The sequence below is a fragment of the Massilia sp. BHUDP2 genome (genome assembly GCF_046236355.1).
Classification (GTDB): Bacteria; Pseudomonadota; Gammaproteobacteria; order Burkholderiales; family Burkholderiaceae_D; genus Telluria; species Telluria varians.
Window position 1 is genome coordinate 317,936 of the sequence record NZ_JBJUVW010000002.1, and the last position, 10,098, is coordinate 328,033.

General features: G+C 67.1%; 10 protein-coding genes. 6 read left to right on the top strand and 4 right to left on the bottom strand.

Annotated features, from left to right (window positions below; translation table 11 throughout):
* Positions 1–143 precede the first annotated feature (143 nt).
* The 4 genes from mfd to ACK6C6_RS12150 all read left to right on the top strand — a co-directional run bounded on the left by mfd (position 144) and on the right by ACK6C6_RS12150 (position 6,525).
* The gene (gene mfd, locus ACK6C6_RS12135; protein ID WP_409267530.1) at positions 144–3,590 is read left to right on the top strand and encodes a transcription-repair coupling factor; all 3,447 of its coding nucleotides are present in this window, start codon (positions 144–146) and stop codon (positions 3,588–3,590) included.
* 14 nt (positions 3,591–3,604) lie between these two features.
* Entirely contained in the window at positions 3,605–4,447 is an 843-nt protein-coding gene (gene serB, locus ACK6C6_RS12140) for a phosphoserine phosphatase SerB (RefSeq protein WP_409268271.1), read from the top strand.
* Between the two features lie 259 nt (positions 4,448–4,706).
* Positions 4,707–6,011 (top strand): SGNH/GDSL hydrolase family protein, encoded by a 1,305-nt coding sequence (locus ACK6C6_RS12145; protein WP_409267531.1) that lies wholly within the window; start codon positions 4,707–4,709, stop codon positions 6,009–6,011.
* Positions 6,012–6,102: 91 nt separating this feature from the next.
* Positions 6,103–6,525 (top strand): hypothetical protein, encoded by a 423-nt coding sequence (locus ACK6C6_RS12150; RefSeq protein WP_409267532.1) that lies wholly within the window; start codon positions 6,103–6,105, stop codon positions 6,523–6,525.
* 60 nt (positions 6,526–6,585) lie between these two features.
* On the opposite strand, the gene ACK6C6_RS12155 is transcribed toward ACK6C6_RS12150, so the two are convergent.
* The 4 genes from ACK6C6_RS12155 to ACK6C6_RS12170 all read right to left on the bottom strand — a co-directional run bounded on the left by ACK6C6_RS12155 (position 6,586) and on the right by ACK6C6_RS12170 (position 9,055).
* Positions 6,586–6,975, bottom strand: a complete 390-nt coding sequence (locus ACK6C6_RS12155) for a cupin domain-containing protein (protein ID WP_209586834.1) — start codon at positions 6,973–6,975, stop codon at positions 6,586–6,588.
* Positions 6,976–7,057: 82 nt separating this feature from the next.
* Positions 7,058–7,474, bottom strand: a complete 417-nt coding sequence (locus tag ACK6C6_RS12160) for a hypothetical protein (protein ID WP_409267533.1) — start codon at positions 7,472–7,474, stop codon at positions 7,058–7,060.
* Positions 7,475–7,478: 4 nt separating this feature from the next.
* The gene (locus ACK6C6_RS12165; protein WP_409267534.1) at positions 7,479–8,261 is read right to left on the bottom strand and encodes a Mut7-C RNAse domain-containing protein; all 783 of its coding nucleotides are present in this window, start codon (positions 8,259–8,261) and stop codon (positions 7,479–7,481) included.
* Positions 8,255–9,055, bottom strand: a complete 801-nt coding sequence (locus ACK6C6_RS12170) for a DUF72 domain-containing protein (RefSeq protein WP_409267535.1) — start codon at positions 9,053–9,055, stop codon at positions 8,255–8,257. The genes ACK6C6_RS12165 and ACK6C6_RS12170 overlap by 7 nt, the downstream gene beginning before the upstream one ends.
* Before the next feature lie 105 nt (positions 9,056–9,160).
* Between ACK6C6_RS12170 and trxC the strand changes: the two genes are divergently transcribed.
* Both trxC and ACK6C6_RS12180 read left to right on the top strand, forming a co-directional pair.
* Positions 9,161–9,598 carry a thioredoxin TrxC gene (gene trxC, locus ACK6C6_RS12175; protein WP_409267536.1) on the top strand — a complete coding sequence of 146 codons (438 nt, stop codon included), beginning with the start codon at positions 9,161–9,163 and terminating at the stop codon, positions 9,596–9,598.
* A gap of 118 nt (positions 9,599–9,716) precedes the next feature.
* A complete protein-coding gene (locus ACK6C6_RS12180; protein ID WP_209586839.1) occupies positions 9,717–10,079 on the top strand; it encodes a hypothetical protein in 363 nt (120 codons plus the stop codon).
* Positions 10,080–10,098 lie beyond the last annotated feature (19 nt).

A 10,098-nucleotide genomic window follows, 5' to 3' on the forward strand; every position in this document is an offset into this window, starting at 1 on the left:
TCATTCTGCACCTCGCTCTACTCGCGGCATCGAGGCCGGGAGCGCAATCCGCCAAGGCGTCCTGCCCGGCGTAGCGCTCCTACGTGGCCCGGGCCATTCGTCTATAATGGCCCACCACTGTTGCGAACGTCACTGCGCGCTCAATGCCCTTCGATCTCAAGAAAAATCTTCCCAAACCAGGAACCCGTTTTGCCCTGCCGGCCTTGCATGGCTCGAGCGACGCGTATGCGCTCGCCACTGCCGCGCTGGCACTCAAGGCCAACAATCAGATACTGACCGTCGTCGTGGCCCATGCCAGCGACGGCCAGCGCCTGCTCGACGAGATACCCTGGTTCGCGGACGGCAAGTTGTCCTGCCACCTGTTGCCTGACTGGGAAACCCTGCCCTACGACGCATTCTCGCCGCACCAGGACCTGGTGTCCGAACGCCTGGCCACGCTGCACGAGATCCGCAACGGCCAGTGCGACGTGCTGGTGGTGCCCGCCACCACCGCGCTGGTGCGGCTGGCCCCGCCGTCCTTCCTCGCAGCCTACACCTTCTTCTTCCGGCAGGGCGAACGCCTGGACGAGGCCAGGCTGAAGGCCCAGCTGACGCTGGCCGGTTACACCCACGTGTCGCAGGTGATGTCGCCGGGCGAGTATTCGGTGCGCGGCGGCCTGATCGACCTGTTCCCGATGGGCTCGGCGCTGCCCTACCGCCTCGACCTGTTCGGCGACGAGATCGAATCGATCCGCACCTTCGACGCCGACACCCAGCGCTCGCTGTACCCGGTCAAGGAAGTGCGCCTGCTGCCGGGCCGCGAGTTCCCGATGGACGAAGCGGCGCGCACCGCCTTCCGCGGCCGCTGGCGCGAGCGCTTCGAGGGCGATCCTTCGCGCTCGCCGATCTACCGCGACATCGGCAACGGCATCGCCTCGGCCGGCATCGAGTACTACCTGCCGCTGTTCTTCGAAGAAACCGCGACCCTGTTCGACTACCTGCCCCAGGACGCCACCCTCGCCCTGGTGGGCGACATCGAGGCCGCCATCCAGCGCTTCTGGCTCGATACCGAGTCGCGCTACAAATTCCTCAAGAGCGACCGCGAACGCCCGATCCTCGAGCCGCGCGAGCTGTTCCTGGGGGCCGAGCAGTTCTTCACCTGCGCCAAGCCGCATGGCCGCTGGACCATCGGCCGTGACCCGGCCGCCCCAAGCTCCGAGCTGTCCGCGCCGATTCCCGACATCTCGGTCAACCGCCGCCTGGACGATCCGCTGACCAATCTGCGCGCCTACCTCCTGCGCCAGGATGCGCGCGTGATGATCGTCGCCGATTCTGCGGGCCGCCGCGAGACCCTGCAGCAGTACTTCCACGAATACGGGCTGGAACTGGCGCCGGTCGAAGGCTTCGAGGGCTTCCGCGCCGCCAGTGCGAAACTGGCGCTCGGCGTGGCCCCGCTGCAGGCCGGTTTCGAGCTGAGCGAGGAAGCAAGCGGGCGCCTGGTCTTCGTCACCGAGACCGAGCTGTACGCGGGCTCGGGCCGCCGCGCCGGCAAGAAGAAGCAGGAAGCGACCAGCCAGGTCGAATCGATGGTGCGCGACCTGTCGGAGCTGAAGATCGGCGACCCGGTGGTGCACATCAACCACGGCATCGGCCGCTACATGGGCCTGATGAGCATGGACCTGGGCGAAGGCGAGATGGAATTCCTGCACCTGGAATACGCCAAGGAGACCAAGCTCTACGTGCCGGTTTCGCAGTTGCACGTGATTTCGCGCTACTCCGGCACCTCGCCGGAAGACGCGCCGCTGCACAGCCTCGGCTCCGGCCAGTGGGAAAAGGCCAAACGCAAGGCCGCCGAGCAGGTGCGCGACACCGCGGCCGAGCTGCTCAACCTGTACGCGCGCCGCGCCGCGCGCCAGGGCCACGCCTTCGAGTATTCGAGCACCGACTACGAGAACTTCGCCGGCAGCTTCGGCTTCGACGAGACCCCGGACCAGCTTGAGGCCATCCACAACGTCATCAAGGACATGACCTCGGGCCGTCCGATGGACCGCCTGGTGTGCGGCGACGTCGGCTTCGGCAAGACCGAGGTGGCCTTGCGGGCGGCCTTCATCGCCGTCATGGGCGGCAAGCAGGTCGCGATCCTGGCCCCGACCACCCTGCTGGCCGAGCAGCACGCCCAGACCTTCGCCGACCGCTTCGCCGACTGGCCGGTGAAAATCGCCGAGCTGTCGCGCTTCCGCACCGGCAAGGAGATCAACAACGCGATCAAGGGCATGGCCGACGGCACGCTCGACATCGTGATCGGCACGCACAAGCTGCTCTCGCCGGACGTGAAGTTCACCCGCCTGGGGCTGGTGATCATCGACGAGGAACACCGCTTCGGCGTGCGCCAGAAAGAGGCGCTCAAGGCCCTGCGCGCCGAGGTCGACGTCCTGACCCTGACCGCGACCCCGATCCCGCGCACCCTCGGCATGGCCCTGGAAGGCCTGCGCGACTTTTCCATCATCGCCACCGCGCCGCAGAAGCGCCTGGCGATCAAGACCTTCGTGCGCAGCGAGGACGGTTCCGTGATCAGGGAGGCCTGCCTGCGCGAACTGAAGCGCGGCGGCCAGATCTACTTCCTGCACAACGAGGTCGAGACCATCGAGAACCGCCGCGCCATGCTGCAGGAACTCTTGCCGGAAGCGCGCATCGGCGTGGCCCACGGCCAGATGCACGAGCGCGACCTGGAAAAGGTGATGCGCGATTTTGTTGCGCAGCGCTTCAACATCCTGCTGTGCACCACCATCATCGAGACCGGCATCGACGTGCCGACCGCGAACACCATCATCATGCACCGCGCCGACCGCTTCGGCCTGGCCCAGCTGCACCAGCTGCGCGGCCGCGTCGGGCGCTCGCACCACCAGGCCTATGCCTACCTGCTGGTCAGCGATGTTTCCGGCCTCACCAAGCAGGCGCAGCGCCGCCTGGATGCGATCCAGGCGATGGAAGAACTGGGCAGCGGCTTCTACCTGGCGATGCACGACCTCGAGATCCGCGGCGCCGGCGAGGTGCTGGGCGAGAACCAGTCGGGCGAAATGCTGGAGGTCGGCTTCCAGCTGTATTCGGACATGCTGAACGAAGCGGTGAAGTCGCTCAAGGCCGGCAAGGAGCCCGACCTGGCCGCGCCGCTCTCGTCGACCACCGAGATCAACCTGCACGTGCCGGCCCTGCTGCCCTCGGACTACTGCGGCGACGTGCACGAGCGCCTGTCGATCTACAAGCGCCTGGCCAACTGCGAAAGCCAGGACCGGATCGACGCCATGCAGGAAGAGCTGATCGACCGCTTCGGCAAGATGCCGGACCAGGTCAAGGCCCTGATCGAGACCCACCGCCTGCGCATCGCGGCCAAGTCAGTCGGCATCGTCAAGATCGACGCCCACGGCGAAGCGGCCAACCTGCAGTTCATGGAGAAGCCGCCGATCGATCCGATCAAGATCATCACGCTGATCCAGAAGAACCGCCACATCAAGCTCGCCGGCCAGGACAAGCTGCGCATCAGCGCCAGCATGCCCGACCTGACGGCGCGCGTAACGCAGGTAAAACAGACCATCAAACAACTGCTCGCTTGAGAATCACAATGACGATGAACCTGGTGCTCCAGGGGCCGCAGGCCTCTTCCGACACGCTCGACCGCCTTGCCCTGCTCGCCCAAGCCGCGCGCGTGGTCCGCCTCGGCGACCATGCCCTGCGCTGCGAGGACGTGCCCTTCTCCACCGAACTGAAGGAGCGCATCGACGCGGCGGCTTTCGACGCCGGCGTCGATGCCTGCTTCATCGAGGCCGGGCGTCGGCTGCTTGACTTCGGCCTGGTGGCCATGGACATGGACTCGACCCTGATCACCATCGAGTGCATCGACGAGATCGCCGACATGCAGGGCCTGAAACCCCAGGTGGCCGAGATCACCGAAGCGGCCATGCGCGGCGAGCTCGACTTCGCGGCCAGCCTGACGCGCCGCGTGGCGCTGCTCGAAGGGCTGGACGCCACGGCCCTGGAGCGCGTCTACGACGAGCGCCTGCGCATCTCGATGGGCGGCGAAGCGATGCTGCAGGCAGTGCAGGCCGCCGGCCTGAAGACCCTGCTGGTGTCGGGCGGCTTCACCTTCTTCACCGAGCGCCTGCAGCAGCGCCTGGGGCTCGACGTCGCGCATGCGAACGTGCTGGAAGTGGCAAACGGCAAGCTGACCGGTCGCGTGCTCGGCGGCATCGTCGATGCGGAAGAAAAGATGCGCACGGTCGAGCGTGTCTGCGCGCAGTATGGCCTCGCGCCGCGCCAGGCCATCGTCATGGGCGACGGCGCGAACGACCTCAAGATGATGGGCATCGCCGGCCTGTCGGTGGCCTTCCGCGCCAAGCCGGTGGTGCGTGCGCAGGCCTCGGTGGCGCTGAACTTCTCGGGACTGGACGGTCTCTTGACGATCCTGCAGTGACAGCGGTTTTTCCGTGCAGCGAAGACAGTGCCGCACGGCATAGCGCCTGTATTCACGGGCGATATGCATGTGAAGCACGAAATTTCATGCACTGACGAACCGTCGCGTTTCGCATAAGTTTCCTCTGTTCCGTAAGTTCGGTGCTCAAACACGAGCCAGCGCAAAGGAACTGACACGCACGATTGGATGAGCAGCGCTGCTGGTCTATGGTATTGGTGCGGCCGCGCCGCGGCTGCGCCTCACTCCTCAGGAGCATGCCATGTCCATTCTTTCCGATTCCCAATCCGACCATGCGGCCCGCGCGGCCGGCGGCCCGGACAGCGGCCGACGGCGCTTCGTCCTCGGTGTGCCGGCCCTTGCCGGCAGTCTTGCCCTCGCGCCCTACGGCGTATCGGCGCAGCAGCTGCCCGGCTGGTGCGCGAGCTGGGGATGCGCACCGGCCGGGCCCGCCCCTGCCGGCAGCTACTACGACTACAATTTCAGCGGGCAGACGATCCGCATGTTCATCCGCGCCAGCATCGGCGGCAACCGCGTGCGCGTGCGCCTGTCGAACGAAATGGGCAGCGCGCCGCTCGCCATCGACGCCGCCTGGATCGGCCTGCGCAACAGCGCGCAAGCCGTGATCGCGGGATCGAACCATCCGCTCACTTTCGGCGGCAGGAGCACCGTCACCATCCAGCCCGGCGCCCACGTCCTGTCCGATCCCCTGTTCTTCCAGGTCGCGCCCTTCGCCGACCTCGCCGTCAGCCTGTATTTCCCGTCGAGCGCGCCGGCCAGGGCCAGCACCCTGCACCGCGACTCCTGGTCGTCGACCTATGTCGCCTCGGGCAATGCCGCGGCCAGCACCACCACCAGCTACACGCGCAGTTTCGCTTCCTGGGCCTTCCTCACCGAAGTGGACGTCGACGTCGGCGCGCCCTGCGTCGTGGCGATCGGCGACTCGCTCACCGACGGCCAGGGCAGCACCGTGAACCAGAACCGGCGCTGGCCGGACTACCTGGCGCAGCGGCTGCAGGCCGAACTGGGCACGGCGGGACGCATCGGTGTGGTGAACCGGGGGATTGCCGGCAACCGGCTGCTGGTGGACGACCCGAACGCGCTGCTGGCCGGCCACGACGTGCTCGAGCGCTTCGACCGCGACGTGCTGGCCACGCCGGGGGTGCAGGCCGCGATCGTGGCGATCGGCATCAACGACATCATCCTGGCATCCAGTACCGCCCTCACCTCGATGCGCGACAACCTGGTCAACGGCTACCGCCAGCTGATCATGAAGGCGCGCGCGCGCGGCATCACGATCCTCGGGGCGACGCTGCCCCCGATCCAGGGATCGGGGCGCAACTCGGCGGCGCGCGAAACGGTACGCCAGCAGGTCAACAGCTGGCTGCGCTCGCCGAACGCCTTCGACGCGCTGGTCGACTGGGACAGCGTGCTGCGCGACCCGCAAGCGCCGACCTACCTGCGCAGTGCCTACAACAGCGGCGACGGGCTGCACCCGAACGATGCCGGCTACCAGGCACTGGCGGCCGCCGTGCCGCTCGGGGAGCTGGCGTCGCTGCGCGTATAAACCTGTCCAGCGCTGGCGGTTGTAACAGGGTGTAATTCCACGCGGTACAGTGCACGGATTTTTTTATCATGGTGGCATCAGGAGGACCGCCATGAAGAAACTCATCATTGTTACCGCGTCGCTGGCCGTGCTGGCCGGCTGCGCCGCGCCCGGCCCGAACTACTACGGCAGCCAGGCTTATCCGCGTTCGGGCGATCCGAGCCAGTGGCAAGTCGTGTCGGTGACACCGGTACCGCTGGGCACGGGCGCCCGTGCGGCCGCCAGCGGGGACACCAGGACGACCACGACCTATAGCTCTGCTCCGGTGGTCGTGCACCAGACGCCGGTCTATGTGCAGCCGGCGCCGGTGTACGTGCCGCAGCCGGTCTACGTGCCGGAACCGGTGTACCAGCCGCGTTACTACTACCCGCCGGTCTCGATCGGCCTCGGCTTCAATTTCGGCCGCGGCTGGGGGCACCATCGCGGCTGGGGCGGCCACATCGGGACGCGCTTCCCCTACCATTGGCGCCGCTAAAGGCGTGCACGTAAAAAAGGCCGGCAGGGACGCCGGCCTTTCTCATGGGCGAGGCCCGGATCAGTGGCCGTGGTGCTGGCGCTCGTACTCGTCGGCTTGCGCCTTGGTGGCGTGGACGATGCCGTCCGGATGCTCCGGCGGGGTGTACAGGGTGTACAGGCGCATCGGCTCGGTCTGCGAAGTATTGATGACGTTGTGCTCGGTGCCGGCCGGGATCACCACCGCGACGCCGTCTTCCAGCTTGTGCTCCTCGCCGTCCAGGATGGCGACGCCCTCGCCCGCTTCGACGCGGATGAACTGGTCGTGGCCTTCGTGGTGCTCGAGACCGATCTCCTCGCCCGGCTGCAGGGTCATGATGACCAGCTGGCTGCGCTGGGTGGTGTAGAGCACCTCGCGGAAGTTGTTTCCGGCGAGGGTTTTCTCTTCGATATTGATGCTGTAGCCCGACATTACTTTTCTCCTGATAAATGCGCACGGCTGTTGCCGCCTCGTCCACATTGTATAAGAGCCAAACAAAACGCGTGCGACGGCGCTAGCGGGAACCGAACAGGTCGTGGGCATCCAGCAGCGCATAGGCGATCTCGGGGTGCTCGGTCAGGCAGCGGCGCACCGCCGCCGGCACCGATTGCCGCGCCTTCTTGCACAAGCCCGGCTTCTCTTCCAGCACGACGATGATGCCGCGCACGGTGCGCACCTCGTTCGGGCCCGGCGCAATGCGCAGCTCGGCGCCCAGGTTCTTGCGGATCAGTTCCTGCACGTGCTTGAGGTCTTCGTAGCTACTCACGCGCTCGATGCGCTCGACCAGCTTCTGCTCCTGCTGGCGGGTCAGGGCGAGGGGCCGGTGGTCGGCCTGCGGGTCGGCCATGACACGGTCGCGCTCGCACACACAGGCGCCCGGCGGGCACTCGGTGCGGACGGGGAAAGGAAACGGCGACAGTTGCTCGCTCACGCTGTCATGGATGGGAGTCAGGGGTCGGCGGCAATTCTACATCAGCCGGCGCCGCCGCCACGCCCTGCAGGAGGGCTGCCATGCGTGCATGGTGCGAGCCCTTCCAGTACACCCGGCCGCAAGCATCGCAGGTGGTGAATTCCTGGTGCAGCTGCGCCACCCGCGGCGGCAGGCGGTCAAGCACCATCGACTTGGCGACCGGGCGCAATGGCAGGTTGCAGTGCAGGCACAACGCAAAGGGACGCATCCCGGGACCCAGGTGCAGGCGCGCGAACAGTTCGCGCAGCTGGGCTTGCGGCGCCAGCGCATGCAGGTAGCAGTCGCGTTCGACGCTGCGGCGCTTGAGCAGCGCGCGGTCGCGTGTGAGCAGGATCCGCCCTTCCTCGCGCGCGATGCGCTCGATCTCGTCGTCGTGGTAATGGTTGTCGTAGAGCGTGTCGTAGCCGGCCATGCGCAGCAGCCGCGCCAGCGCGCCCAGGTGGGCATCGGCCACGAAGCGCGGGCGCCCTTCCGGCAAGGGGCGCAGGCGCTGCAGCGGGCGCACGTCGAGCATCCCGAAGGCCGGGTAGACCGCCACCCGGTCGCCCTCGCGCAGCAGGTGCTCGAAGCCGCTCGAGACGCCGTTGACCAGCAGCAGCTCGACTTCGGTATGCGGCACGCCCAGCGCCTCGATCATGTGCTTGGCCGTCGCCTCGCGCGCGCAAGGCGTGCTGAACGCGCGCCCGCGCCGTTCGCGCGGCAGGAAGTCGCCCAGCACGTCGTAGAAGCGAAAGCTCGCGGTCACCATGGCGCCGGCGGTACCGCGGACTCGTCGAGCACCTGCCCGTCCAGGCCGTGCAGCAGCTGCAGCGCGTTCGGCACGGCCTCGAAGGCCGCGGTGTTGTCGAACACGCACCAGCAGGTGCGCCCGGCCGCCCGCTGGCGGTCGAGCTCGCGCCGTACCGACTCGACATACTCCGGGGAGTACCTGGAGTAGTAGATGCGCGGCGTGCCGTGCAGGCGCACGTAGACCGAGTCGCTGCTGGTCGGCACGTGCGGGCCGGGCTGGCCTGCCGCCGGGTCGGCGATCACGCGCGTGACGCGGGTCTCCACCAGGAGCTCGGTAGCTGCCTCCGAGAACCAGCTCTGATGGCGCGCCTCGAACGCGATGGTCGTACCGAAGATGGCGTGCAGCTGGCGGAAGAAGCTGCGCGCGGCCTCGTCGACAAAGCCGAACTTGGGCGGCAGCTGCACCAGCAGGCAGCCCAGCTTCTCGCCCAGCTCCCCTGCCTCGGCGGCGAACTGCACCAGCAGCTGTTCGACGTTTTCCAGGCGCGCGTCGTGCGTGATCGCCCGCGGCACCTTGACCGCGAAGCGGAAGTCATCGGGCACGCAGGCGGCCCACTTGGCATAGGTCGCCGGACGATGCGGACGATAGAAGGACGAGTTGATTTCGACCATGGGAAACACGGCGGCGTAGCGTTCGAGGTGGCTGCCTTCGACGGGGAAGGAAGCGGCATCGGCCTTGGGCAGGCTCCAGCCGGCACAGCCGACCAGCAGGCGGCCCGGCAGGTTTGCATCCGCTGTTGAATGAGCTGTCATAAGCATGGCAAAGATGGCAATGGCTCCATTCTACGAAACGCGCCGCGCGGGCGGCGCATGATGTTCGGCTTACAATACCGGGGTGTATCAACGAAGGAGAACCCGATGAGCGAACCGATCCATATCGTCTGCCCGCAATGCGATGCGGTGAACCGGCTGGCGCCCGAACGCCTGCGCGATGCGCCCGTGTGCGGCAAGTGCGCCGGAGCCCTGTTTACGGGGCGCCCGCTCGACGTCGACAGCGCGCGCTTCATGAAACACGTCGGGCGTAACGACATCCCGGTGCTGGTCGATTTCTGGGCCGAGTGGTGCGGCCCCTGCAAGATGATGGCGCCGCACTTCGCCCAGGCGGCGCAGCAGCTCGAGCCGGCGCTGCGCCTGCTGAAGGTCGATACCGAGCGCAGCCAGGACCTGGCGGCACAGTTCGCGATCCGCAGCATCCCGACCCTGGCGCTGTTCCGCGGCGGCCGCGAGCTCGCGCGCCAGTCCGGGGCCATGGATGCCGGCCGCCTGGTCGCCTGGGTCGAATCGCAGCTGAGGTGACACCGCAGAGCAGGTCTTGAAGAAGCTGCCTTCGGCCCTCATGTTGGCAAAACGGCAGCACTCGCTGCTACAATCGTCGCGTACGGGGCGTTCCCGTGTTCCTCTAAGGAGAAAACTGATGTCGCAAGACCTGGTAATGGATCGCGGAACCGAGGACGCCAAGCAGTTCGCGCGCATCCTGTACGTGGCACACGCCCTGACCTTCCTCTTCTCGGCCGGCCTGTTGTCGATCCTGGTGCTGATCGTTAACTACGTCAAGCGTCCGGAGACCCAGGGCACCATCGTGTATTCGCACCACACCTGGATGATCCGGGCCTTCTGGTGGTACCTGGTCTGGTCGGTCGTGGCCTGGGTGCTGGCGGCTACCATCATCGGCATCCCGATCGCCCTGATCGTGTGGGGCGCCGCCTGGCTGTGGGCCGCCTACCGCATCATCCGCGGCTTCCTCGACCTGAACAGCAACCGGCCGATGCCGGTCTGATGCCGGTTTGATGCGCGGG

What these genes read in the sequence shown, in the direction of transcription:
- mfd (WP_409267530.1), top strand. Translation starts at nt 144, where the DNA reads ATGCCCTTCGATCTCAAGAAAAATCTTCCCAAACCAGGAACCCGTTTT.
- serB (WP_409268271.1), top strand. Translation starts at nt 3,605, where the DNA reads ATGAACCTGGTGCTCCAGGGGCCGCAGGCCTCTTCCGACACGCTCGAC.
- ACK6C6_RS12145 (WP_409267531.1), top strand. Translation starts at nt 4,707, where the DNA reads ATGTCCATTCTTTCCGATTCCCAATCCGACCATGCGGCCCGCGCGGCC.
- ACK6C6_RS12150 (WP_409267532.1), top strand. Translation starts at nt 6,103, where the DNA reads ATGAAGAAACTCATCATTGTTACCGCGTCGCTGGCCGTGCTGGCCGGC.
- ACK6C6_RS12155 (WP_209586834.1), bottom strand. Translation starts at nt 6,975, where the DNA reads ATGTCGGGCTACAGCATCAATATCGAAGAGAAAACCCTCGCCGGAAAC.
- ACK6C6_RS12165 (WP_409267534.1), bottom strand. Translation starts at nt 8,261, where the DNA reads ATGGTGACCGCGAGCTTTCGCTTCTACGACGTGCTGGGCGACTTCCTG.
- ACK6C6_RS12170 (WP_409267535.1), bottom strand. Translation starts at nt 9,055, where the DNA reads ATGACAGCTCATTCAACAGCGGATGCAAACCTGCCGGGCCGCCTGCTG.
- trxC (WP_409267536.1), top strand. Translation starts at nt 9,161, where the DNA reads ATGAGCGAACCGATCCATATCGTCTGCCCGCAATGCGATGCGGTGAAC.
- ACK6C6_RS12180 (WP_209586839.1), top strand. Translation starts at nt 9,717, where the DNA reads ATGTCGCAAGACCTGGTAATGGATCGCGGAACCGAGGACGCCAAGCAG.